The sequence below is a fragment of the Okibacterium fritillariae genome, assembly GCF_052783725.1.
Genome location: NZ_CP199917.1, coordinates 1,252,321 through 1,275,301, shown reverse-complemented (window position 1 = coordinate 1,275,301; position 22,981 = coordinate 1,252,321). Strand labels below are relative to the sequence as shown.

Annotated in this window: 20 protein-coding genes and 1 tRNA gene; 7 read left to right on the top strand and 14 right to left on the bottom strand. The window is 68.1% G+C overall.

Annotation, left to right across the window (positions count from 1 at the left end; all coding sequences use genetic code 11):
* Window positions 1–6: 6 nt before the first annotated feature.
* From ACUWEX_RS05985 to ACUWEX_RS05970, 4 genes are read right to left on the bottom strand one after another with little or no spacing between them, the layout of a single operon-like run.
* Entirely contained in the window at window positions 7–1,536 is a 1,530-nt protein-coding gene (locus ACUWEX_RS05985) for a polysaccharide deacetylase family protein (RefSeq protein ID WP_445997417.1), read from the bottom strand.
* Entirely contained in the window at window positions 1,533–3,356 is a 1,824-nt protein-coding gene (glmS, locus tag ACUWEX_RS05980; RefSeq protein ID WP_445997416.1) for a glutamine--fructose-6-phosphate transaminase (isomerizing), read from the bottom strand. Before glmS ends, ACUWEX_RS05985 begins: the two co-directional genes overlap by 4 nt.
* On the bottom strand, window positions 3,344–4,396 hold the full coding sequence (locus tag ACUWEX_RS05975) for an NAD-dependent epimerase/dehydratase family protein (RefSeq protein ID WP_445997415.1): 1,053 nt from the start codon (window positions 4,394–4,396) through the stop codon (window positions 3,344–3,346). Before ACUWEX_RS05975 ends, glmS begins: the two co-directional genes overlap by 13 nt.
* A 60-nt stretch (window positions 4,397–4,456) precedes the next feature.
* Window positions 4,457–5,815 (bottom strand): nucleotide sugar dehydrogenase, encoded by a 1,359-nt coding sequence (locus ACUWEX_RS05970; protein ID WP_445997414.1) that lies wholly within the window; start codon window positions 5,813–5,815, stop codon window positions 4,457–4,459.
* Between the two features lie 340 nt (window positions 5,816–6,155).
* Here ACUWEX_RS05970 and ACUWEX_RS05965 point away from each other — a divergent pair, with 340 nt between their 5' ends.
* Entirely contained in the window at window positions 6,156–7,460 is a 1,305-nt protein-coding gene (locus ACUWEX_RS05965; RefSeq protein WP_445997413.1) for a glycosyltransferase, read from the top strand.
* Here the strand turns inward: ACUWEX_RS05965 and ACUWEX_RS05960 are convergent.
* The 5 genes from ACUWEX_RS05960 to prfB all read right to left on the bottom strand — a co-directional run bounded on the left by ACUWEX_RS05960 (window position 7,453) and on the right by prfB (window position 14,126).
* The gene (locus ACUWEX_RS05960; RefSeq protein WP_445997412.1) at window positions 7,453–10,146 is read right to left on the bottom strand and encodes an AAA family ATPase; all 2,694 of its coding nucleotides are present in this window, start codon (window positions 10,144–10,146) and stop codon (window positions 7,453–7,455) included. The genes ACUWEX_RS05965 and ACUWEX_RS05960 overlap by 8 nt on opposite strands.
* A gap of 193 nt (window positions 10,147–10,339) precedes the next feature.
* Window positions 10,340–10,816 carry an SsrA-binding protein SmpB gene (gene smpB / locus ACUWEX_RS05955; protein WP_077053523.1) on the bottom strand — a complete coding sequence of 159 codons (477 nt, stop codon included), beginning with the start codon at window positions 10,814–10,816 and terminating at the stop codon, window positions 10,340–10,342.
* A gap of 126 nt (window positions 10,817–10,942) precedes the next feature.
* The gene (gene ftsX, locus ACUWEX_RS05950; RefSeq protein WP_445997411.1) at window positions 10,943–11,857 is read right to left on the bottom strand and encodes a permease-like cell division protein FtsX; all 915 of its coding nucleotides are present in this window, start codon (window positions 11,855–11,857) and stop codon (window positions 10,943–10,945) included.
* The gene (gene ftsE / locus ACUWEX_RS05945; RefSeq protein ID WP_077053525.1) at window positions 11,854–12,912 is read right to left on the bottom strand and encodes a cell division ATP-binding protein FtsE; all 1,059 of its coding nucleotides are present in this window, start codon (window positions 12,910–12,912) and stop codon (window positions 11,854–11,856) included. The genes ftsX and ftsE overlap by 4 nt, the downstream gene beginning before the upstream one ends.
* A 104-nt stretch (window positions 12,913–13,016) precedes the next feature.
* Window positions 13,017–14,126: a peptide chain release factor 2 gene (prfB, locus tag ACUWEX_RS05940; RefSeq protein WP_079727265.1), complete on the bottom strand. Its 1,110-nt coding sequence runs from the start codon at window positions 14,124–14,126 to the stop codon at window positions 13,017–13,019.
* Window positions 14,127–14,175: 49 nt separating this feature from the next.
* Here prfB and ACUWEX_RS05935 point away from each other — a divergent pair, with 49 nt between their 5' ends.
* The 5 genes from ACUWEX_RS05935 (at window position 14,176) to ACUWEX_RS05915 (ending at window position 17,638) form a co-directional block, all read left to right on the top strand.
* Window positions 14,176–15,438 (top strand): MFS transporter, encoded by a 1,263-nt coding sequence (locus tag ACUWEX_RS05935; RefSeq protein WP_445997410.1) that lies wholly within the window; start codon window positions 14,176–14,178, stop codon window positions 15,436–15,438.
* Window positions 15,439–15,489: 51 nt separating this feature from the next.
* Window positions 15,490–15,963, top strand: a complete 474-nt coding sequence (locus ACUWEX_RS05930; protein WP_445997409.1) for a hypothetical protein — start codon at window positions 15,490–15,492, stop codon at window positions 15,961–15,963.
* 14 nt (window positions 15,964–15,977) lie between these two features.
* Window positions 15,978–16,059 (top strand) — tRNA-Leu (locus ACUWEX_RS05925).
* Between the two features lie 124 nt (window positions 16,060–16,183).
* Window positions 16,184–16,882 (top strand): DedA family protein, encoded by a 699-nt coding sequence (locus ACUWEX_RS05920; RefSeq protein ID WP_079727262.1) that lies wholly within the window; start codon window positions 16,184–16,186, stop codon window positions 16,880–16,882.
* An 87-nt stretch (window positions 16,883–16,969) separates the two neighbouring features.
* Window positions 16,970–17,638: a DedA family protein gene (locus ACUWEX_RS05915; RefSeq protein ID WP_445997408.1), complete on the top strand. Its 669-nt coding sequence runs from the start codon at window positions 16,970–16,972 to the stop codon at window positions 17,636–17,638.
* Between the two features lie 110 nt (window positions 17,639–17,748).
* On the opposite strand, the gene ACUWEX_RS05910 is transcribed toward ACUWEX_RS05915, so the two are convergent.
* The 4 genes from ACUWEX_RS05910 to murI all read right to left on the bottom strand — a co-directional run bounded on the left by ACUWEX_RS05910 (window position 17,749) and on the right by murI (window position 21,130).
* A complete protein-coding gene (locus ACUWEX_RS05910) occupies window positions 17,749–18,669 on the bottom strand; it encodes a cation diffusion facilitator family transporter (RefSeq protein ID WP_445997407.1) in 921 nt (306 codons plus the stop codon).
* A gap of 138 nt (window positions 18,670–18,807) precedes the next feature.
* On the bottom strand, window positions 18,808–19,428 hold the full coding sequence (gene rdgB / locus ACUWEX_RS05905; RefSeq protein ID WP_445997406.1) for an RdgB/HAM1 family non-canonical purine NTP pyrophosphatase: 621 nt from the start codon (window positions 19,426–19,428) through the stop codon (window positions 18,808–18,810).
* A gap of 2 nt (window positions 19,429–19,430) precedes the next feature.
* The gene (gene rph / locus ACUWEX_RS05900) at window positions 19,431–20,222 is read right to left on the bottom strand and encodes a ribonuclease PH (protein ID WP_079727259.1); all 792 of its coding nucleotides are present in this window, start codon (window positions 20,220–20,222) and stop codon (window positions 19,431–19,433) included.
* Window positions 20,219–21,130 (bottom strand): glutamate racemase, encoded by a 912-nt coding sequence (gene murI / locus ACUWEX_RS05895; protein ID WP_445997405.1) that lies wholly within the window; start codon window positions 21,128–21,130, stop codon window positions 20,219–20,221. Before murI ends, rph begins: the two co-directional genes overlap by 4 nt.
* Before the next feature lie 36 nt (window positions 21,131–21,166).
* Here murI and ACUWEX_RS05890 point away from each other — a divergent pair, with 36 nt between their 5' ends.
* Window positions 21,167–22,492, top strand: coding sequence for a nicotinate phosphoribosyltransferase (locus ACUWEX_RS05890; RefSeq protein WP_445997404.1), 1,326 nt, complete (start codon window positions 21,167–21,169; stop codon window positions 22,490–22,492).
* A gap of 148 nt (window positions 22,493–22,640) precedes the next feature.
* Here ACUWEX_RS05890 and ACUWEX_RS05885 read toward each other — a convergent pair whose 3' ends face one another.
* A complete protein-coding gene (locus tag ACUWEX_RS05885; protein WP_234990983.1) occupies window positions 22,641–22,928 on the bottom strand; it encodes a DUF3039 domain-containing protein in 288 nt (95 codons plus the stop codon).
* Window positions 22,929–22,981 lie beyond the last annotated feature (53 nt).

Sequence of the window (22,981 nt, the reverse complement as noted above, 5' to 3'; positions counted from 1 at the left end):
GATCGGTCATGGGCTCACACTGCCACGGCTGGTCGCGCTCTCGGTGGGAGTGTGCGCCTCGACGGGTGCCGTGACGGGCGGAGGGGCGACCGCGGACTTCAGCGCGACCGACGTGGTGGGCGACACGGGTGGCGCACCCACGCTGTCGTAGAGGGCGTAATCATCCGTCGTGATGCTGCCGTTGGCGAAGATGTTCAGGCCGAAGCTGATGCCCGTAATGCCGGCCGGGATGGCGGGCGTCTGCCACACGGCCTGCGTGTAGCTCGGGGATGCCGAGAACCACGGGCTCGAGGTCCAGTACTGCCAGCCGCCCGAGGCGTTGCGCACATAGACCGCGAATTGCGTGACGGTCGTCGAGGTGTACCAGGCCCGCATCGAGTAGGTCTTGCCGGGCGTGACCGCGGGGGCGCAACTGCCGAGGTCGAATGCCGGCAGCACCTTGGCGTCGCCGTCGGTGTAACCCGAGACCGTGACGGTTTCGGCGCGGGTGCCCGTGTGCGCGTTCGGGGTGGTGGCGAAGGTGGCCGTGTTGGTGCCGTAGCCGCCCTGCATCCAGCAGCTCGGCAGGCCGTTCGGCCCGTCGGTTTCGAGCCCGGGGTTGACCACGCCGTTGGCGCCGGCGGTCGGGGCGGGGATGGCGGGGCCCGCGACGGCCGGTTTCACGGCTCCGCCGACGACATCGCCGACCGGTTTCACGACCGTATTGCCCGTGGTGGCACGCGGAGCCAACCAGCTCGTGAATTGAGCCAGGACCGTCGGCGTGACGTTGAGGTCGCCGCATCCCGAGGCACATACGTTGTGGAAGGTGAACTGCACCCATCCTCCGGCGGCCTCGGCGCGCGTCACCGAGTTCTTGAGGTCGGCCAGGGTCCACGTGCTGTCGACCTGGTCGAGCGCCTTCGTGTAGTAGGGCTCGGCCGGCGGCACGGTTTCGGCATACGCGCAGTCGAGGCATCCGAAACGCGACCGGATGTCGCCGAGCATGCGTGCGCTGTTGTAGCCGCACGATGCGGCGGCCTGTTCGGCGTCGGGCGTCGACGAGGCGAAGGGATAGGCGAAGCTGCGCACCGCATATCCCCACCCGAGCAGGGTCGAACGGTCGTTGCAGATCTGACGGCGCACCTCGTCGGCGGGCAACGTGGCGAGGTCGGCGTGGCTGACGGTGTGCCCGCCGATCTCCTGCCCGCCCGCCTTCAGAGTGTCGAGGTTGGCTCGGGTCATGTAGCTCGGCGCCCCCACGAAACCCGAGACGATGTAGAACGTCGCCTTCATGTTCTGGGCGTTCAGGGCGGGCAGGGCGGCGAGCTGGTTGGCGTTGCCGTCGTCGAAGGTGAGGCTCACGGTCGTGCGCGGTTTCACGGTGGCCGCATCGGCGGGCCCGGATGACTTCACGAACGGCGACAGGATGAGTGCAAGTGCGGCCACCACGGCCAGGATCACGGCGATCATCGGGGGCCGTGTGTCGGAGCGCTCGGAACGCCCGGGCCGCTGCTCGTCGTCGTCGCCGAGCGAGCTGAAGGTCAGCGTGTTCATCATTCGACCGTCACCGACTTCGCGAGGTTGCGCGGTTTATCGACGTCGAGTCCGAGCCGCAGGGCCAATTCACGGGCGAAGAGCTGCAGCGGCACCACCGCCTCGAGCGGGCCCCAGCGATCCATGCCGCCGACGAGCGGTCGGCTCATGCTCATGCCGACGGCGGGGATGGTGCTGCCCGCGCCGCCGATGGTGATGACCCGGCCGCCGCGCGCCGCGACCTCCGAGAGATTCGACGCGAGCCGCGGGTCGCCGTTGTCGACGACGATCACGGGTGTGCCCTGGTCGACGAGCGCCAGGGGGCCGTGTTTCAGCTCGCCCGCCGGATAGTGCTCGGCCCAGCGATAGCTGATCTCCTTCAACTTCAAGGCGCCCTCCTCGGCGAAGACGACACCGGGGCCACGGCCGAGGAAGATGAAGCCCGACCGGTCGAGGACCTCGTCGACGATGCCGGGGACGACACCCTTCGAGACCTCGAGGGCCTGAGCCAGCAGATCGGGCAGCCGGCGCAGATCGTCGGTCAGATCGGCCGCGCGCGATCGGTCGATGCGGCCCGTCGCCACGAGCGCCGATACCGCGACCGCCACACCCGTGATCACCTGGGCGACGAAGGTCTTGGTGGCAGCGACGCCGATCTCGGGCCCGGCGTTGCAATCGACGACGCTCGCGGCCCGACGGGCGACGCTCGACGCCGGGTTGTTCGTCACGGCCACGAGCCCCGCCGAAACGGGTTCGAGCTGATCGAGCGCCCGCAGGATGTCGGCCGTCTCACCCGATTGGCTGAGCGCCAGAATGAGGGTGCCCGGGTCGAGGATCGTTTCGGATGCCTCCGACGCCACAACCGAAACCGTCGGGATGCCGCCCAGGGCGCCGAACGCGCGAGCGATGACGCGCCCGGCATTCAGCGATGTGCCGCAGCCGAGCACGGCGATGCGTTCGAAGGCGGGCGCCTCGAGCGACCGCCACAGCGAGCCGTCGGCGATGTGGGGCACCAGATCGTCGAGGATGCGCGCCGCGATGGCGGGCTGCTCGTCGATCTCCTTCGCCATGTAGTCGGCGTGCGATCCACGTTCGAGCGCCGCCGAGGTGAAGGGACAGAGGGCGGCCTGGGGGGCGGCCGTCCTCTGTCCGTCTCGGGTCCAGACCAGCTCGTCGGCGAGTTCGACGATGTCGCCGTCGACGAGGGTCCGGTACTCGTCGACCCAGTCGGCGATGGCGCCGATATCACTGGTGACGAAATCTCCGATCGCCGACGAGGCGACGATCAGGGGTGAATGGTGGGCGGCCGCGACGAGGCGGCCCGTTTCGGCATCCGTCACGACGAGCGCCCACGAGCCCTCGAGCCGACGGGTCGCCGCATGCACCGAGCGCAGCAGGTCGCCCGATGACTCGAGGTGGTCCTCGATGAGGTGGCACACGACCTCCGAGTCGACGTCCGACGCGAAGGCGTGGCCGTCGGCCTCGAGCTCCTGCCGCAGGGCGCGGTGGTTCTCGATGATGCCGTTGTGGGCCACGCTGATGCGTCCCGTGCAATCCCGATGCGGATGCGCGTTGCCGGTCGTCACGGCGCCGTGCGTCGCCCAGCGGGTGTGGCCGATGCCGAGACCCGTGAGGGGCGCACCCGCCCAGGCCGCGACATCCGTCGTCAGACCGCCGACGCGGCCAACGGAACGGATGACAGCGGTCGAGGCATCCTCCGTCACGATGGCCACACCGGCGGAGTCATAGCCCCGATATTCGAGGAGCGAGAGGGCCCGGAGGAGAAACGGCGCCGCGCCGCCGTCGACGCGCGCGGCCACGATGCCGCACATCAGCGCGCCCATCCGGCCTGGGCCACCTCGGCGACGCGGGCGCCGCCCTTGGTGGGATCGACGATGGCCGAACGCTGACGGTCGGCCTTCGTGGTCTCGGCGATGGCTGCCGCGACATGCGCGAGCGTCTCGTCGAGCGTGGTCCGAGGAACGAAACCGACCAGGTCGAACGCCGCCGTGTTGTCGGGCACGCGGCGACGCATGTCCTCGAATCCCTCGGAGTAGGCCTCCTCGTAGGGGACGTAGGTGATACTGCTCGACGAGCCGGTCACGCGCAGGGCACGGAGGGCCAGCTGTTCGATCGAGATCTCCTCGGCGCCGCCCAGGTTGAACGCCCGGCCGACGGCCGCGGGGGCCTCGGCGATGCGCACCAGGGCGGGCACGACATCCCCCACGTAGGAGAAGCAGCGGGTCTGCTGACCGTCGCCGAAGACCGTGAGCGGTTCGCCGCGCAGCGCCTGGCCGACGAGGTTGGGAACGACCATGCCGTAGCGCCCGGTCTGGCGCGGCCCGACCGTGTTGAAGGGGCGCACGATGGCCACCTGCAGGCCGTATTGCGTGTGATAGGCGTGGGCGAAGGCCTCGTCGATTCCTTTCGAAGCCGCGTAGGTCCAGCGCGAGGTGAGCGCCGATCCGAGCACGCGATCCGAGTCCTCCGAGAGTTTGTCGGCCGTGTTCTTGCCATACACCTCGCTTGTCGACACCAGCAGCAGCTTCGCGTTGTTCGCCAGGCAGGCATCCAGCACGTTCTCGGTGCCGTGGATGTTGGTGCGCAGGCTCGACAGCGGGTGTTCCACGATGAGCCTGACCCCCACGGCGGCTGCAAGGTGGAACACCCGGTCGGCTCCGCGGATGGTGTCCTCGACCACCGAACGATCGAGGATGGAACCCTGCACCAGGCGGAGTTTCGGGTCGGCGAGCGCGCCCAGCAGGTTGCGCGGCGCTCCCGTCGACATGTCGTCCAGCACGACGACGTCGTCGCCGGCCGCAAGCAGATATTCGACGAGGTGGCTGCCGATGAAACCGGCGCCTCCGGTGATGACACTTCTCATGATTCTGTTCCCCTCAAGCGCTGCAAAAAAAGTCGGTGGGTGGTGCGGGTGCGGCGCGCGTCAGATGACGCGGCTCTGGGCCAGCTCGCTGTCGCGGTAGGTGGCATCCAGCACGAGTTGGTCGGTGCGCACCCAGGTCAGGTCCGTGCCCGTGTGCTTGGTGTGCAGCAGGATGAGGTCGGCGTCGAAGCCGGCGGCGTCGATGACGGCGTCCACCAATCGGCCGTCGGGCAGGCGTACACCGGCGAAGTGGTTGTCGACGAAGCCGACCGTCGCGCCGTGCTCGGCCAGACCCGAGAGGATCTCGATGGCGGGCGATTCGCGCAGGTCGGAGACATCCGGTTTGTAGGCGATGCCGACCACGAGGATGCGGGCATTGGCTAAAGCGATACCGCCGCGGGCCAGCACGTCGCGGGCGCCGTCGACGATGCGGCCAGGCCGTGAGGCGATCTCGGTCATGGCCTGCGTGATGAGCGGAGCATTGACGCGTTGCTCACGCAGCTGCCACAGCAGGTAGTGCGGATCGCACGGGATGCAGTGGCCGCCGACGCCGGGGCCGGGGTAGAACGGCATGAAACCGTAGGGCTTGGTCGCCGCGGCGTCGATCACCTCGGTCACGTCGATGTCGAGCGTCGAGCAGATGTCCGCGAACTCGTTGGCCAGGGCGATGTTGACGGCGCGAAACGTATTCTCCAACAGCTTGGTCATCTCGGCGGCGGCAACCGACGAGACGCGGTGGATGTTGGTGGTGTAGCGCGAGACGACGCGCACGGCTTCCTCTTCGCACTCGGGCGTCGCGCCGCCGATCACGCGGGGCACATCGTCGTGGTCGAAGCGTTCGTTGCCCGGGTCGATGCGTTCGGCGCTGAACGACACGTAGGCGTCGACGCCGATGCGGAATCCGCGCGCCTCGAGGGGCTTCTGCACGAAGTCCTCGGTGCAGCCGACATAGGTGGTCGACGTGAGCATGACGAGCTGCCCCGGCACGGCCCGCGCCACGACCATGTCGCACGCGCTCTTCAGGATGGTGAGGTCGGGGATGAGGTGCCGGTCGACGGGCGTCGGCACGCAGATGATGATGGCCCGCGCCTTCGCCAGCATGGCGGGGTCGCTCGTCAGGTGGAAGCGCTCGTCGTTTTCGGCGACGTCGAGCCGGTGGCGATCGGTTTCGACGAGGTCGGCGCGGTGGCCGCGGATGTCGTCGAGCCGGCGTTCAGACACGTCGAGGGCGAGCACGCGGCTGCCGCCGTGGTGATAGGCGAGGGCGGTCGGCAGGCCGACGTAGCCGAGACCCACGATGGCGAGGTCATAATCGAACGTCGCGTGGGGTTTCGAGGGGGTCTGGCTGAATATCCATTCCGGGCGGTTGCCGGGTTCTTCCGGGTGGTCTGCGGTGCGGGTCGTCGTGAGGGTAGACATGGGTTCTCCTGGGTATGTGGCAGTACCGCACGGCACACCGATCCGGGTTCAGGAGATCGGGGGCCCTGCGGCACGATCGCGGTTCGGGCCGGATCGTGTGTCGGGTGAGCAGTCCGTCCAGGGTGAGAGTCCGGGTTGCCTGGTGCCACGATCCGCCGGGGATGGCCCGGTGGTCAACGCTTTTCGCCAAGGGTGCGGTTAACGCGGCGGACCGCCGACCCCGATGCGGGTTTCCGGCGGCCCATGCGGTTTTCCGCAGTGACTCTGCGGCTGCGTGCGGGTTCGAGTCGCCGACATCCGTTTACCGTCGAAGTGAACAGCCCTCAACTCTTGGAGATCCGTGCTCACCTTCGCCATCGTGGTGTTCTTCACCATCGGCCTGAACACGCTCGTGTGGACGGTCGCGGGCCTCAGCCGCATCGCCGTCGAGGCCACGCGTGCCCTGCGCGTGCGCCGTCGTCGCCACAGCGGCAGGATCTTCCCCGCGGATGCCCTCGACCACCGTCCGTCGCGCTCCGATGTCGCCGTCGTCATCGCCGCCCACAACGAGGAGACCGTGATCGAGGAGACGCTGCGGGCCGCTGGTCGGCTCATCCCGCCCTACCAGATCTTCGTGGTGTCGGATGGCTCGTCCGATCGCACCGTCGAGCTGGCCCGGGCCGCCGGCGCCAACGTCTACGACCTCAACCCGAACCGCGGCAAGGCGGGCGCCATCGTCGCGGCCCTCGAGTATTTCGATCTCGCGGGCCGTTTCGATGTCGTCATGCTGCTCGACGCCGACACGCGCCTGGCCGACGACTATTTCGAAACCGGTCTCGCGCTCTTCGACTCCCCCGACGTGGTCGCCGTGGCCGGGCGTGCGACGACCCTGCTCGACGGGCCGAAGCAGGGGCTCGAGGCCCGCATCCTCACGTCGTATCGCGAGCGCGTCTACATCGCCATGCAGTTCCTGCACAAGTTCGGGCAGGCCGCCCGGTATGCCGACGCAGTGGCGATCGTGCCCGGGTTTGCGAGCATGTATCGCTCACGCATCCTGGCCCACATCGATATCGCCGCCGAGGGGCTGACCATCGAGGACTACAACATGACCTTCGAGGTGCACGCCAAGAAACTCGGCCGCATCGCGTTCCATCCGTTCGCGTCGATCGCGCACACGCAGGACCCCGACACGCTGCGCGACTACATCAAGCAGGTGCGGCGATGGAACCTCGGCTTCTGGCAGACGCTGTTGCGGCACAAGCCCCGCCTCAACCGATTCTGGGCCGCGCTGGCGCTCTTCGTGAGCGAGCTCGCCATTTCGAGCATCGTGATGGTGGCGCTGGTGCCCCTGCTGGTCGTATCGACGCTCGGGTGGGGTCTCGAGGCCGCGGGTCTCGTCACGACGGGCGCACTCGTGGATGTCGCGACCGTCGCCCCTCCGCTCGCCCTCCTGTTGGGCGTCGTCCTGCCCGACTACGCGCTCACGCTCATCGCGGCGGTCGTCGCGAAGCGCCCAGGATACCTCGTGCTCGGCCTCGCCTATCCCCCGCTACGCATCCTCGACGCCTGGTTGTGTCTGCGCGCGTTCGTGCAGGCGCGGTCGGGCACCTCGACGGGCGTCTGGCAGAGCCCCACGCGCCGGGCGACATCCAGCGTGGTCAGTTGAGCAGCGCCACCAGATGCGATCGCGACCGCGCCCCCGCCTTGCGATACACGCGCGTGAGCCGCAGCTCGACCGTCCGCACCGACACGTAGAGCGTCGCGGCGATCTCCTTGTTGCGCAGGCCCTTCAGCACGAGGTCGACCACCTGACGTTCGTCCTCGTTGAGCGTGTCGAGGACCGCCGCGGTTTCGGAACGATTGTCCGAGGCCGCTGGAGCCCCAGGCGTGGCAGCAGCGGGCGGCGCGGCTCCGATCCAGGCGTTCGCTCCCGCCGCCTGATAGATGGCCCGGGCGGTGGCGTGCGAATGCGCGGCCTCGTCGACGTCGCCGCGCTCGAATTGGCGACCGGCCAGCATCTCCCAGGTGCGCGCCAGCAGATACCGGGAGTCATCGTCGCGGAAGGTGGCGATCGCCTCGCGGAACAGCGCCAGGCTCGTGTCGGCGGGCGCGACAATGGCGCGGACGAGCGGGATGGACAGCTCGATCCAACGGCTCGGATGCTGCGCCTCGGCCGCCTCGAGTCGCGCCAGCGTGCGTTCGGCCGCCGTCCGGTGGCCCGTCAACACCTCGGCGAGCGCGAGATCCGGCAGGTGCCGCACGATCGCCGGGTTCGGCATGGCGTTGCTGGTCGCATCGGCGTCGTCGAGCAGCCGGCGGGCATGTTCGTACCGCTTTTGCGCCAGGGCGAGGGTTCCGAGGATGGCCGAGCTGATCGCCGAGACCGCCATGTTGCCTTCCACGGTCGCGCGGTCGATGGCCGCGGCGAAGAGGGTGTCGGCGGTCTCGTATTCGCCCGTACTCAGCGCATACCAGGCGCGCAACTGGATGCGGGATGCACGCGCGCCCAGGTGCGGTGCCGCCACCTGCGTGCGGTGCCATTCCGCGTAGGCTTCGCGGGCACGTTTCATGGTTCCGGCGCGGATCTCGTTCACGACGGAGCGGAACCACACCGCCTCCCGCCACAGCGTATTCTCGTGGTCGAGACGCGCGAGTCCGACCGCGTAGAGGCGGCGCGCCTGTGCGTATTCCTCGGACATGCTCGCCGTGTCGGCCGCGAGCAGAAGCAGCCGCAGGGGAATCGTGTCGGCGTCGACGACCTGCAGGGTCTGGGGTCGGTCGTAGGAGTCGATTAAGGCCACGAGGGCGTCGCGCAACACCTGCTCGGCCGTGCTGGAGGTCGGACCGACGTCGGCTCGACCGATTGCGCGCCGCGCTGACACGAAGTCTCGACGCTCCGTGTGCCAGTAGGCCGCGTCGATCAGCAACCGCGTGGCCCCCGTGCGGTTGCGCGGGCCGTGCACCGCCACGGCGGTGTCGATCTCGTGTTCGGGAACGATGCCCGTCGCCGTGTAGTCGACGGCGGCCCGTATCTCGGCGAGAACGAAGGCTCCCGTCGCTCTGTCCTCCCCGAGCTGAGCATGCATCAGGTAACGCTGGGCCAACGTCACTTCTCCGTGGCGGAAGAACGCGTCCACCAGGTCGAGCACGTGGCCGAGGAGTTCGTTCCGGGTCGGCGCCACCGCGATGGCCCGTTCCGCGTATTCGACCGCCGTCGACCGTCGCCCCGACCGCTCGAACGCGGCAGCCGCGTCGAAAAGCTCACGGGCGGCGTCTTCGTCCTCGGCCGTCGTATAGCTCGCGTGCCACACGGCGACCTCAGGCGCGTGGTCGACGGCCGTCTGGGCCAGCTCCGCATGCAGCACCCGCCGCACCTTCGGATCGATGCCCCAATACAAGCTCGATCGCAGCAGCGTGTCCGCGATACCGACGGCTCGATCGCGCACGCGCACGAAACCGGCGTTCACCAAGTCGTCGATCACCTCGGCGTCGTCCGCATCCGCCGTGAGCGCGTCGACATTGGCGGATGCCTGCAGCGAGATCTTCTGCAACATGAGCCGTTGTCGCGGCCCCAGAGCCCCCGTCCGGGCCACCGAGTCTTCCAGAACGCGCGCCGTGTGTGGCAAGGGTAGCGGCACGGCCACGCCGCCCTCGAACTGCTCGAGCGTCAGGAGCCGGCCCACGTCGATGAGCGCCGCGGGCACGCCGCCCGATTGCTCGCACACGATTTCGAGCACCCCCGCGTCGGCCGTCGGCGGGCACGTGGCGCGCAGAAGCGCCAAGGAGTCCGCGGGCCCGAGTGCGGGCAACTCGAAGCGCGTCGCCGCCTGGAACATCTCGCCGCTCGGTACCCGGCGCGCGGTACCGACGAGCCTGATACCCGTGCCGGCCAACCGCCCGGCCATGAAGCCGAGCAGCATGAGGGATTCGCGGTCCATCAGGTCGGCGTCGTCGATCATCAGAAGAATGGGTTCGAGCCGCAGGCCCCGCAATACCGACAAGAGGTCGCGGGCCGCCTGGAACATCTGCTGCGGTTCGGTCGAGCGCAGCGTGAAGCGCCCGCTGAACTCGATGGCGCGGGGGTCGTCGAGCGCGGCGAACAGGCGAGAGAAGCCCGCGAGGGGCCACGTCGATTCGGCGGCCGTCGTCGTGATCAGGGCCGTGCGCCCCTCGGCCCGGGCTGCTACTTCTTCCAGCAGCCGCGTCTTACCGATTCCCGGTCGCCCGGTGATGAGGATGGCTTGCTCGAAATGCTCATCAGTCGTACCGAGTACGCGGTCAATCTCGGCTTCGCGATCGAGGAAGGGTGTCTTATCGGAAGCGGACGCGTGCATGGCGATGCCATTCCGCATGAACGTCGGTATTCATGGGGACCTCCCCTCCCGGCCGCGGTCGGGTCACCGCCGGTAGGGCTGAGTCTAATCACACTCGCGAGAAATGCTCAAGCAAGCGCTTAGCAGTAATCTGCGCCTTGATCGTCGAAACCGCACGATTCGTGCGCAAAGTGGATCACACCCCGTGCGCTCAGTGGATAGTACCTCGGGTTTATTCGCCGAGGTGGTTGCGCGACGCCATTGCCCGCGCTGCCTCGCGCGTGTCTTGACGCTCGCGCAGAGCCTGACGCTTGTCGTATTCGCGCTTACCCTTGGCGATCGCGATCTCGACCTTAGCCCGGCCGTCGCTGAAGTAGAGCCGCAGCGGAACGATCGTGTAACCGCCGGGGGCCACCTTGTGCGAGATCTTGGCGATCTGCTCCTTGTGCAGCAGCATCTTGCGCTTGCGCCGCACGGGGTGGTTGTTCCAGGTGCCCTGGTTGTATTCGGGGATGTGCACGGCGTCGAGCCACGCCTCGCCACCCTCGATGAAGCCGTAGCCGTCGACCAGCGAGGCGCGGCCGGCGCGCAGCGATTTGACCTCGGTGCCCGTCAACACGAGACCCGCCTCATAGGTGTCCTCGATGAGGTAGTCGTGGCGCGCCTTGCGGTTGGTGGCCACCACCTTCTCACCACGTTCCCTGGGCACGGCGTCTCCTGTTCGTTCGAGCGAATTCGTTGCCCGAGCGGGCAGCCTCTCAGTCTAGCAACGAAAGAGCGGATGTCGCAGCCCGGGCACGTTCGACCCGTGGGGCTCGCGACATCCGCCCGTCGTCTAGATCTTGAGGTAGCGCTTGATCGCGAAGTTGGCCGACAGCGCCGCCAACACCACGCCGACCACGATGAGCAGCGGAATGACGATGAAGGCATCCTGCAGCCCGACGAAGTTGACGAACTGGGCCGAGGGCGCCAAATAGCCGTCGACGAAGAAGTGCACGATGGCGAGGATGGCTCCGCCCGCCAGCAGCGATCCGATGACGGCCGCGAACACACCCTCCAAGACGAACGGGGTTTGGATGAACCGGTTCGACGCGCCCACCAAGCGCATGATCCCGATCTCCTTCCGGCGCGAATACGCCGACAATCGGATGGTGGTGGCGATCAGCAGCACGGCCGCGATGAGCATGAGCCCCGCGATGCCGATGGCCGTATAGCTCGCCACGTTGAGCGCTTGGAAGATCGAGTCGAGGTATTGCCTCTGGTCGGTGACCGATTGCACGCCCTGCTTGCTCGAGAACGCCTCTGAGAGGACAGCCGATTGCGAGGGGTCCTTCAGGTTTACCCAATAGGTCTCGTTGAGCTGCTCGGGCGTCACGAGCTGGGCCAGGTCGTTGTCCTTGAACTGTTCCTGGAAGTTGTCGTAGGCCTGCTGGTGGTCTTCGAAGTAGAACTTGTCGACGAACGGCGCGATGGCGGGCGATGTGAGGTCGGTCTCGACCGAGGCCTTCTGATCGGCCGTCGCTTCACCGCCCGTGCACGTCTCGTCGGTCGAGTCGGCCGTGCACAGATAGATGGCCACCTGGGCCTTGTCGTACCAGTAGTTCTTCATCTGGCCGATCTGCATCTGCATGAGAACGGCCGTGCCCACGAACGTGAGCGAGATGAATGTGACGAGCACGACAGAGATGACCATCGAGACGTTGCGGCGGAGCCCCGTCGTGGCTTCCTGCCAGATCAGACCGAACCTCATTTGACCGGACCCACGTTCTGCTCGTCGTCTCCTGCTTGTTCGTCGTCACCCGAGCGCAATCCGAGGCGGTCCACCAGCGAGAGGTGCGCGTTGACCTCGTCGGGGGTCTCGTCGCGGCGGGGCAGGTTCACGATGCCCGTCTGATTCCCGGTGGCGGATGCGGCAGCCCCCGTGTCGTTCTGAGCCTCGCGTCGCTCGGACAGCGGCGCCACCTGTGCGGTGTTCGCGGCATCCTGGTTGGCCTGCACGGCCTGCAGCTGGATGGCCTGGGTCTCGAGTTCGGCGGCAGCCGCGGCGGCGGCGAGTTCCTTGCGCGCGACATCCGCCTGTTCACCCTTGACGACGGCGGGGCGCAGCTCGGGCACGACGCCCGTGTTGCCATAGCCGCCACCGCGTTCGTCGCGCACGATGCGTCCGTCGACGAGCTCGATCACGCGGCGCTGCATCTTGTCGACGATGCCGGCCTCGTGTGTGGCCATGAGCACCGTGGTGCCCTGGGCGTTGATGCGGTCGAGCAGCTGCATGATGCCGGCGCTCGTGGCGGGGTCGAGGTTTCCCGTGGGCTCGTCGGCCAGCAGCACCTGAGGCTTGTTCACGACGGCGCGCGCGATGGCGACGCGCTGCTGCTCGCCACCCGAGAGTTCGTGGGGCAGGCGGTCGGCCTTGTTGTCGAGGCCCACCATGGCGAGCACGTCGGGCACGGCCTCTTGCACGAAGCCGCGCGATTTGCCGATGACCTGCAGCGAGAACGCCACGTTCTGATAGACGGTCTTGTTCGGCAGCAGCCGGAAGTCCTGGAACACGACGCCCAGGTTGCGGCGGAAGTAGGGGATCTTGCGGTTGGAGATGGTGCCGAGGTCGTTGCCCAGCACGAAGATGGAGCCGACGCTCGGCCGCTCCTCCTTCAACACCAGACGCAGGCAGCTCGACTTGCCCGAACCGGAGGCGCCGACGAGGAAGACGAATTCCCCACGGGCCACCTCGAGGTCGATACCCTCGAGGGCGGGACGTTTCGTCCCGGCGTATTTCTTCGTGACGTTCTCAAAGCGAATCATGACGCATTGAGCCTAAGCAGGCATCCGCCATTCGGGCCGCAGACACGCCTAGATGTGAGCAGTCCACAGACTCCCCCAGACTCGTCGGCACCGACCCTCGGGGCCTAGTCGTCGGCCGGGGCCTTGCGCCAGCGGATGCCCGCCGAGATGAAGCCGTCGAGGTCGCCGTCGAACACGTTCTGCGGGTTGTTGACCTCGTAGTCGGTGCGCAGATCCTTGACCATCTGGTAGGGCGCGAGCACGTAGGAACGCATCTGGTCGCCCCAGCTCGCCGTGATGTTGCCGGCCAGCTCTTTCTTCTTGGCGCTCTCGGCCTCGCGCTGCAGCAGGAGCAGACGCGACTGCAGCACGCGCATGGCGGCCGCGCGGTTCTGGATCTGGCTCTTCTCGTTTTGGCAGCTGACCACGATGCCCGTCGGCAGGTGCGTGATGCGCACGGCCGAGTCGGTCGTGTTGACGGACTGGCCGCCGGGGCCCGACGAGCGGAACACGTCGACGCGGATGTCGTTGTCGGGGATCTCGACCTCGCCCGCTTCTTCCATGAGCGGCACCACCTCGACGGCCGCGAAGCTCGTCTGGCGCTTGCCGGCCGAGTTGAAGGGGCTCATGCGCACGAGACGGTGGGTGCCGGCCTCGACGCTCAGCGTGCCGAAGGCGTAGGGCGCGTCGATCTCGAAGGTGGCCGATTTGATGCCGGCCTCTTCGGCGTAGCTCGTGTCGAGCACCTTGGCCGGGTATTTATGCTGCTCGGCCCAGCGCAAATACATGCGGAACAGCATGTCGGCGAAGTCGGCGGCGTCGACGCCACCGGCGCCCGCGCGGATGGTGACGACGGCGGGTCGCGGGTCGTATTCGCCGTTCAGCAGTGTCTGCACCTCGAGCTCGCCGATGCTCTTCTGCAGCGAGGCGAGCTCGGCGGCGGCCTCGTCCTTGGAGTCGTCGTCGCCCTCGTCGTTGGCGAGCTCGACGAGCACCTCGAGGTCGTCGAGCTGCTGCTCGATGTGGGTGATCTTGGCCAGCTCGGACTGCCGGTGGCTGAGCGCGCTCGTGATCTTCTGGGCGTTGTCGGTGTCGTCCCACAGGTCGGGTTTGCCGGCCTCTGCGCTCAGCTGCTCGATCTCGGCGCGCAGCCGATCGAGCCCCACGACCTCGCGAATGTCGAAGAAAGTGGTTCGGAGTTGGGCGATCTGATCGCCGAAGTCTAGCTCTACCATGTCACCCTCCAGCCTAGCGGCCCGTGCCCGAGGCGTAGGGTGAAGGTCTATGTCGAATGCCGCTCAGCCCTTCAACGTCAAGGGGCTCGCCGTATCGATGTTCCTCCCCACCCTGCTGTTCTCGATCGGCGAGGGGGCGCTCATCCCGCTGCTGCCCGTGGCCGCGGGGTCGCTCGGGGCCAGCCTCAGCATCGCGGCCGTCGTGTCGGCCATGCTCATGATCGGCGAGCTCATCGGCGACATCCCGAGCGGATGGCTCGTGGCCCGGGTCGGCGAGCGCGCGGCCATGATCGGCGCGGCGTTCGTGTCGGTCGCCGCGGTGCTCCTCGCGATCCTCGCGCCGAACCCGTTCCTGCTGGGCGTGGCCGTCTTCCTCCTGGGTCTCGCCACGGCCGTGTTCGCGCTGGCCCGGCACGCGTTCATGACCACCTACGTGCCGCTGCAGTACCGGGCCCGGGCCCTCTCGACCCTCGGCGGCACGTTCCGCGCCGGGCTGTTCATCGGCCCCCTGCTGGCGGCCCCCGTCATCCACCTCACGAGCACGCCGCAGAGCGCCTTCTGGATCATGGCCACGTTCTGCGTGCTGGCGGCCATCATCCTCGTGATCTTGCCCGACCCCTCGACACTGATCGGGCGGCCGAACGTCGAGGTCACACCCGAGGGCGCGGTGGCGACATCCGGTGCGGAGCTCGTGGCGGAGGAGTCGGTCGGGCTGTTCCGCACCGTGTGGCGGCACCGGGGCATCCTGCTGAAGCTCGGCTCCGGCGCGGCCCTCGTGGCGGCGCTCCGTTCTGCGCGCACCGTGATGCTGCCGCTCTGGGCCGTCTCGATCGGCGTTTCCGAGGCCAACACCGCGCTCATCATCGGCCTGGCGGGCGCCATCGACTTCGGCCTCTTCTATGTGAGCGGCCAGATCATGGACAAGCACGGGCGCAAGTGGAGCGCCATCCCCGCAATGATCGGTTTGGGCGCCGGCATGGCGCTGCTGGCGCTGACGCACGACGTTCCGGGCGCCGTCGCGTTCTTCATCGCCGCCGCGGTGGTGCAGTCGCTGGCCAATGGCGTCGGCTCGGGCATCCTCATGACCCTCGGTGCGGATGTCGCGCCTCCCGCCGATCCCGCGCCCTTCCTCGGCGCCTGGCGCTTCACGACGGATGCCGGCGCTGCCGCCGCTCCCCTCGTCATCGCGGGCGTCACGGCCATCGTCTCCCTGCCGGCCGCCGCCGCCGTCATGGCCGTGCTCGCCCTCGTGGGCGCCGGCATTCTGGCCCGCAACATCCCCCCGCACGCGAGTCTGGCCACCCACCGCTGACGCTCGGCCGATCTTCGACCAGCATCCAGGTTCGAGTGTGAGCATGGGCTGATGGGTATCGGTGTGATGTTCTGTGGGTTCGCGACCAGCATGGTCGTCGCAACCACGACCATCGTTCTCGGATGCCTTCTCGGCTGGCCACAGCAGAACGACACGGCCGGCCAGGTGCTCGCCGGCAGCGTGTGGATCATTCCCGCCCTGATCGGGGGCTTCGCGGCCGGTTTCATCGGCCCCGGCTATGCCATGCCCGGGCCCGACCTGGGCGAGGAATATCACTCCCGCCCGCTCAGCGTGCTGCGCCGCACCATCATCGCGGCCGTCTCGGTCTCGGGCCCCGCGTTCCTCTTCATCTTCGGTTCGGTCGTCGCGGGCATCGCACGCCCCGTCAGCCAGCTCGCCGTGACGGTCGGGTTCTACGGGCTCGTCTTCTCGGTGCTCGTGGTGCTGGCCGGATCGGGTGCCTTCGCGCTCGCCTTCGCCTCGACGAGTCGCAGCCTGAAGCGGGCCGCTCCGCACCCCTTGTAGACTGATTCGCGCCAGCGGGAGTGGTGAAATTGGCAGACACGCAGGATTTAGGTTCCTGTGCCTTCGGGCGTGAGGGTTCAAGTCCCTTCTTCCGCACAGTTCGGCGTGCATCCTCGTTCTGCATCCTTCGCCCGGGGGCGATGTCCTCCCGAAGGATGAGATTGAGCGTGGCCCGCGCATTTGCCATCGATTCGGCAGGATAGGCGGATAGGCTCTCACCGTGAATCACACCGCACTCATCCCCTGGCTCGACCCCGAGGCCATCATCACGGGCGTCGGCCCCTGGGCACTCCTCGTGGTGTGCGCGATCGTCTTCGCCGAGACCGGCCTTCTGATCGGCTTCCTGCTTCCCGGCGACACGCTGCTGTTGATCACCGGCATCCTCACCTTCTCGGGCGTGATTCAGCTCGACATCTGGTGGGTGTGCCTCGCCATCGGCTTCGCCGCGTTCCTCGGCGGTGAGGTCGGCTATCTGATCGGTCATAAGTTCGGGCCGAAAGTGTTCGAGCGCAAAGAATCCGGCCTCTTCAGTGTCGAGAACGTCAACCGCACCAACGCGTTCTTCGAGCGTTTCGGCGCCATGGCCGTCATCCTGGCCCGTTTCGTGCCCATCGTGCGCACGTTCGCGCCGATCGCCGCGGGCATCGGCCACATGAACTACAAGAAGTACTCGCTCTACAACCTCGTGGGCGCGCTCATCTGGGGCGCCGGGCTCACGCTCGTCGGCTACTTCCTCGGCTACATCCCGCCCGTGCGCGACTTCGTGCAGAACTACATCGACCTGATCCTGCTGGCCGCCGTGGCCGTCACGGTCATCCCCACCGCGTTCCACTACGTGCAGTCCTCGCGCAAGGCCAAGAAGGCTCGACTCGCCACCGCCGCGACGGCTGCCGCCGAAAGCGCTCGCAACTCCGAATAGCCCCGCCACACGTTTCACCCTCGGGTGGATCACCGGCTCCCACACCTCTGCCCCGCCATTCGGCACGACAGAAAGAGAGAACCTCTGATGAAACCCGCACTCCTCGGCATCGACTGGCTCGACGCCGAATGGCTGATCACCTGGTTCGGCCCCTTCGTCCTCATCGGCGTCTGCGTTGTCGTCTTCGTCGAGACGGGCTTCATCGTCCTATCGTTCCTGCCGGGCGACTCGCTGCTCTTCACGGTGGGCCTGCTGACGGCGACGGGTGTCGTGCCCACACCCATCGGCATCACGGCGTTGTGCGTCTTCGTGGCCGCATTCGCGGGCGACCAGCTGGCCTATGCCATCGGGCGCAAGGCCGGGCCGGCTGTCTTCCGGCGTGAGCAGAGTCGTTTCTTCAACCCCGAGAACGTCGAGCGCACCAACGCGTTCTTCACCAAGCACGGCGGCAAGGCCATCATCCTGGCCCGCTTCCTGCCCGTGTTCCGCGCGTTCGTGCCGGTGGCGGCCGGTGTGGGGCGCATGTCCTACAAGACGTTCATCACCTTCAACGTCATCGGTGCCTTCGCCTGGGGCGTCGGGCTCACGCTCGTGGGCTACTTCCTCGGGCAGATCGAGTTCGTCGCCACCTACAGCGAGTTCTTCATCATCGGCATCGTGCTGCTCAGCGGAATCCCCATCCTGCTCGAGCTCACGAAGGCCGGCCGCGGATGGCTGCGCGACCGCCGCGCGGGCACGGCCGCCGCGAGCGATTAGAGCTCAGACCTTTTCGGGCACCGCCCGCGTCGCGGAGCAGCAGAGCTGCGCGACACTCCTCCGGGCCTAGTGGCGCCGCACGGCACCGCCCGGCGCCGCGCGAGCGTGCCTCAGGGGTGGACGGGCGTCTCGTGGGCGCTGTGCTGCGCGGGCTCGAGCTGGAAGGTCGAGTGCGCGACATCGAAGTGGCTGCTCAGGCATCCGGAGAGATCGTCGAGGAGCGAACCGGCCGAGCCGGACGAGAAGACCTCGGGCTCGACGACCACGTGGGCGGTGAAGACCGGCGCACCCGTGGTGATCGACCAGACGTGGACATCGTGCACGTCGACGACGCCGCGCTGCCCGAGGATGTGTTCTCGGATGCGAGTGACGTCGGTGTCGCGCGGCGCCGACTCCGAGAGCACGTGCACGACGTCCTTGAGCAACACCAGCGCGCGCGGCACGATCATGGCCGCGATGACGAGGGAGGCGATCGCGTCGGCGGGGCCGAAACCCGTCGTCAGGATGATGACGGCTGCGATGATGACGGCGATCGAGCCGAGCAGGTCGCCGAGCACCTCGAGGTAGGCGCCCTTCATGTTGATGGAGCCGGCCGCGGCGGGCCGCAGCAACAGCAGGGCGACCACGTTGGCCACGAGGCCGATCACGGCGACGAGCAGCATGATGCCGCCCGTCGGATGCTCCCCTCCCCCGTTGATGAGCCGTCCGACGGCCTCGATCGACACACCGACCGCTACGCCGACGAGGATGAGGGCGTTGATGAGCGCGCCGAACACCTCGGCGCGCTGGAACCCGAAGGTGGACCGGTCGGTCGCGGGCCGGGCAGCGACGACGGTTGCGATGAGGGCGATCGTGAGGCCGGCGAAGTCGGAGAGCATGTGCCCGGCGTCGGCCAGAAGCGCCAGCGAACCGCTGAGCACGGCGCCCATGACCTCGACGAGGAGGACCGTGCCGACGATGCACATCGCGCCGATCAGACGACGCCGGTTGGTGGCGCCCGTTGCGTGGTCGTGCGTGTGCGAGTGGCCCATGATTCTTCCACCGTAAGCGCCGCGCACACGCGAGACAAGCTGCGCCGCTTGATAGGAATGATGCCGGTTCTCATTACCCGCACGGGGTATTCCCACGGCAGCCTCCGAGGCCGGCGCTCACCGGTCTGGCGACGAGGTTCAGGCGGTTTCGGCGGCCGCCACGATCGACAGTGCGGGAACGATCTGGGCGAAGGCCAGCGCGCGGTGGCTGACGTCGTTCTTCGCGGCGGGCGAGAGCTCGGCGGCCGTCAGCTCGCTGCCGTCGGGCACGAAGATCGGGTCGTAGCCGAAGCCGTTGTCGCCGCGCGGGCTCGTCGTGAGCGACCCATGCCACTCCCCCACCACGACCTCCTCCGAGGCGCCGGCCGGGTGGCCCTCGGGCACGACGAGCGCGATGGCGCACGAGAAGTGTGCGCGCCGGTGCTCGGCGCGCACATCGCCCAATTGATCGAGCAGCAGCGCGAGGTTCGCCGCCGAGTCGTGCGCGTGACCGGCCCAGCGCGCCGAGAAGATGCCGGGCGAGCCGCCCAGGATGTCGACCGCGATGCCCGAGTCGTCGGCCAGCGCCACGAGCCCCGTGTGAGCGGCGGCCGCGCGGGCCTTGATGAGGGCGTTCTCCGCGAAGGACACGCCGTCCTCGACGGGCTCGGGACCGTCGTAGGCCACGACGCGCACCGACGGCACATCCCGCGACAGGATGTGCTGGAACTCCTCGACCTTATGGGCGTTATGCGTCGCCAGGACGATCTCGAGCGCCATCGTCACACGCCCGTGTAGCTGACGGCGGTGCTGCCGGCGATGGCGGGGCCCGAGCCATCCGCGTTGGTCAGGGCCGTGGTCTGGATCTCGGCCAGGTCGACGGCACCCGCGAGGGCGAGGTCGAGCAGCGCGTTGAGCTCGGCGCGGTCGAACGGCGCACCCTCGGCCGTGCCCTGCACCTCGACGAAAAGGCCGCGGCCCGTGACGACGACGTTCATGTCGGTCTCGGCGCGGACGTCCTCGACATAGGCCAGGTCGAGCATGGGCTCGCCGTCGATGATGCCCACCGAGACGGCCGACACGCTGTCGATGAGAGGCGTGGCCTTCTGGCCGATGTACTTCTTGGTGCGCGCCCATTCGATGGCGTCGGCGAGGGCCACATAAGCGCCCGTGATGGCGGCTGTGCGGGTTCCACCGTCGGCCTGCAGCACATCGCAGTCGATGACGATGGTGTTCTCGCCGAGGGACTTCATGTCGATGACGGCGCGCAGGCTGCGGCCGATGAGGCGCGAGATCTCGTGCGTGCGGCCGCCGATCTTGCCCTTGACCGATTCGCGGTCCATGCGGCTGTTGGTCGAGCGCGGCAGCATCGAGTACTCGGCCGTGACCCAGCCCTTGCCCTTGCCCGCCAGCCAGCGGGGAACGCCGTTCGTGAACGAAGCGGTGCACAGCACCTTGGTCTTGCCGAAAGAGACGAGCGCCGACCCCTCGGCCTGGTCGCTCCATCCACGTTCGATGGTCACGGTGCGCAGGTCGTCGGCTGCGCGTCCGTCGGCACGGGTCTTCTCGGTCACGGGGTCTCCTCGGGGGTTGTGCGGGTCGAAACAGGGGGTGCGGATGCTGCGGGCCCGGCGCTCTCGGCCGGTGCGGCGGCTGCTTCGGCCAGGCCGCGCACGTCGATGACGCCCGTCTGCACGAGGTCGACGCGCTGGATTTCACGGCCGATGAGGCGGTGTGCGAGCCGCAGGAACTCTTCTTCGCTCTGGCCGGTGGCCTCGTAGTGGTGTTCGGGGGCGGCGGGCTCGTGGCGCTCGAGCCCGCGCGAGACGAGCTGACGGTAGACGTCGTTGGCCGTCTCGGTGTCGCTCGAGACGAGCGTGACGCTCGGGCCCATCACATAGCTGATGGCGCCCTTCAAGAAGGGGTAGTGCGTGCATCCGAGCACCAGGGTGTCGATGCCCGCGTGGCGCAACGGTTCGAGGTAGTGCTCGGCGACGCCCAGCACTTCGCTGCCCGAGGTCACGCCGGATTCGACGAACTCGACGAAGCGGGGGCATGCCTGAGTGAAGAGCGTCAGGTCGGGCGCGGCGGCGAAGGCATCCTCATAGGCGCGCGAGTTGATGGTGCCCTCGGTGCCGATCACGCCGATGCGGCGGTTGCGGGTGACGCTCACGGCCGTGCGCACGGCGGGCTGGATGACCTCGACCACGGGCACGTCGTACCGCTCGCGGGCGTCGCGCAGCACCGCGGCCGACGCCGTATTGCAGGCGATGACGAGCATCTTCACGCCCTGCGCCACGAGATCGTCGAGCACCTCGAGCGAGTAGCGCCGCACGTCGGCGATGGGTTTGGGGCCATAGGGCGAACGCGCCGTGTCGCCGATGTAGAGGATCTCTTCGTTCGGCAGCTGGTCTTGAATGGCCCGGGCGACGGTCAACCCGCCGACTCCCGAATCGAAGATGCCGATAGGTGCGTCGCTCACGATCCCCCAGCCTACCCGTCGGTTTAGGCTAGAACCGTGAGCACATCGACGGCACTGCACACCGACCGCTACGAATTGACCATGATCGACGCCGCCCTGCGAGACGGCACGGCGCACCGGCGCTGCCTGTTCGAGGTCTTCGCCCGGCGGCTTCCGGGTGCGCGGCGCTACGGCATCGTGGCGGGAACGGGCCGCCTGCTCAGCCTCATCGCCGATCTGCGCTTCGGCGACCGCGAGCTCGAGTGGTTGCGCGCCGAGCGCGTCGTGTCCGAGCGCACGCTCGACTGGCTCGCCGACTACCGCTTCTCGGGGTCGATCGACGGATACCGCGAGGGTGAGGTCTACTTCCCGAACTCGCCGCTGCTCACGGTCGAAGCATCCTTCGCCGAGGGCGTGCTGCTCGAGACGTTGGCGCTCAGCGTGCTCAACTTCGACAGTGCTGTCGCCAATGCGGCCACGCGCATGGTGACGGCCGCCGCCGGGCGTCCGCTCGCCGAGATGGGGTCGCGACGCGCCAATGAAGAGGCGGCCATCGCGGCTTCCCGCGCGGCGTATATCGCCGGGTTCGGGGCCACGAGCAACCTCGAGGCGGGTCTGCGTTGGGGCGTCCCGACGATGGGAACGGCCGCGCACGCATTCACGCTGCTGCACGACAGCGAGGAAGAAGCTTTCCGCGCCCAGGTCGATGCCCTCGGGCCGTCTACGACGTTGCTGGTGGACACGTATGACGTGCAGAAGGGTGTCGAGACGGCCGTGCGGGTCGCCGGCACCGAGCTGGGGGCCGTGCGCCTCGATTCGGGCGATCTGCCCGTGCTGGTGTCCGAGGTGCGGCAGCAGCTCGACGCCCTGGGCGCCCGCAACACGAAGATCACGGTGACCAATGACCTCGACGAGTTCACGATCGCGGCGCTGTCGCCGTCTCCCGTCGACTCGTTCGGCGTGGGCACGTCGCTCGTCACCGGGTCGGGCTCGCCCGCGGCCAGCATGGTCTACAAGCTGGTGGCTCGGCGAGACGACGACTCCGAGGAGTGGACCCCCGTCGCGAAGGCCTCGGCGGGCAAGGTATCGCGCGGCGGCCGCAAGGGCGCCGTGCGCCGCTTGGATGCCGCGGGCAAGGCGTCTGCCGAGGTGGTGCGCGTCTTGGGCTCCGAGCCGCGCGAACGCGCCTTCGAGACCCGGGATGCGTCGGAGCGTGGTCTCATCGTCCCGCTCGTGACCGACGGGGTGGCCGACGAGCGCTATCTGGGCGCCGACGGCACGCGTGCGGCCCGAGCGCACCGTGAAACGGCTGTCGCCGAGCTCCCGCTCGGAGCGCTCCGGCTCAGCCGCGGAGAGCCCGTGCTCGAAACGATCCTGGAGTAGCGGGGCTCCGTCGTCGCCGTCGTCAGCCCCGTGGCGGCTGGCTCCACCGGCGGCAGCTTCCGCCCGCGGCAGTTCCGTGGCGGCTGGCTCCGCCCGCGGCAACCTCCGCCGCGTGCGGACCCGCTGACCTGTTGCCGGCTGGCCGGGGTCAGTCCTTCTTCATCTTTTCGTAGATCTCTTTGCAGGTGGGACAGACGGGGAACTTCTCGGGGTCGCGCCCCGGTGTCCACTTCTTGCCGCACAGGGCACGCACGGGTTTGCCCGTGAGCGCCGACTGCATGATCTTGTCTTTCGGGACGTAGTGCGAGAAACGCTCGTGGTCGCCCGGGTCGAGGCTTTCGTTGCGCAGCAGCTCTTCGAGCTCACGATCGAGCGTGGCCGTTCCACCGCCGTCGGGAATGGACTGGGGGTCGAGGGTGCTCATGCGTGCGTTCATACGCCTCATTTTACTCCGCTCGGGCGCTCCACGCTGGTGGCGCGGGCGCGATG

Coding starts and splice junctions, on each gene's coding strand:
- ACUWEX_RS05985 (WP_445997417.1), bottom strand. CDS start 1,536: ATGATGAACACGCTGACCTTCAGCTCGCTCGGCGACGACGACGAGCAG.
- glmS (WP_445997416.1), bottom strand. CDS start 3,356: ATGGGCGCGCTGATGTGCGGCATCGTGGCCGCGCGCGTCGACGGCGGC.
- ACUWEX_RS05975 (WP_445997415.1), bottom strand. CDS start 4,396: ATGAGAAGTGTCATCACCGGAGGCGCCGGTTTCATCGGCAGCCACCTC.
- ACUWEX_RS05970 (WP_445997414.1), bottom strand. CDS start 5,815: ATGTCTACCCTCACGACGACCCGCACCGCAGACCACCCGGAAGAACCC.
- ACUWEX_RS05960 (WP_445997412.1), bottom strand. CDS start 10,146: ATGCGGAATGGCATCGCCATGCACGCGTCCGCTTCCGATAAGACACCC.
- ftsX (WP_445997411.1), bottom strand. CDS start 11,857: ATGAGGTTCGGTCTGATCTGGCAGGAAGCCACGACGGGGCTCCGCCGC.
- ftsE (WP_077053525.1), bottom strand. CDS start 12,912: ATGATTCGCTTTGAGAACGTCACGAAGAAATACGCCGGGACGAAACGT.
- prfB (WP_079727265.1), bottom strand. CDS start 14,126: ATGGTAGAGCTAGACTTCGGCGATCAGATCGCCCAACTCCGAACCACT.
- ACUWEX_RS05935 (WP_445997410.1), top strand. CDS start 14,176: ATGTCGAATGCCGCTCAGCCCTTCAACGTCAAGGGGCTCGCCGTATCG.
- ACUWEX_RS05930 (WP_445997409.1), top strand. CDS start 15,490: ATGGGTATCGGTGTGATGTTCTGTGGGTTCGCGACCAGCATGGTCGTC.
- ACUWEX_RS05915 (WP_445997408.1), top strand. CDS start 16,970: ATGAAACCCGCACTCCTCGGCATCGACTGGCTCGACGCCGAATGGCTG.
- ACUWEX_RS05910 (WP_445997407.1), bottom strand. CDS start 18,669: ATGGGCCACTCGCACACGCACGACCACGCAACGGGCGCCACCAACCGG.
- rdgB (WP_445997406.1), bottom strand. CDS start 19,428: ATGGCGCTCGAGATCGTCCTGGCGACGCATAACGCCCATAAGGTCGAG.
- ACUWEX_RS05885 (WP_234990983.1), bottom strand. CDS start 22,928: ATGAACGCACGCATGAGCACCCTCGACCCCCAGTCCATTCCCGACGGC.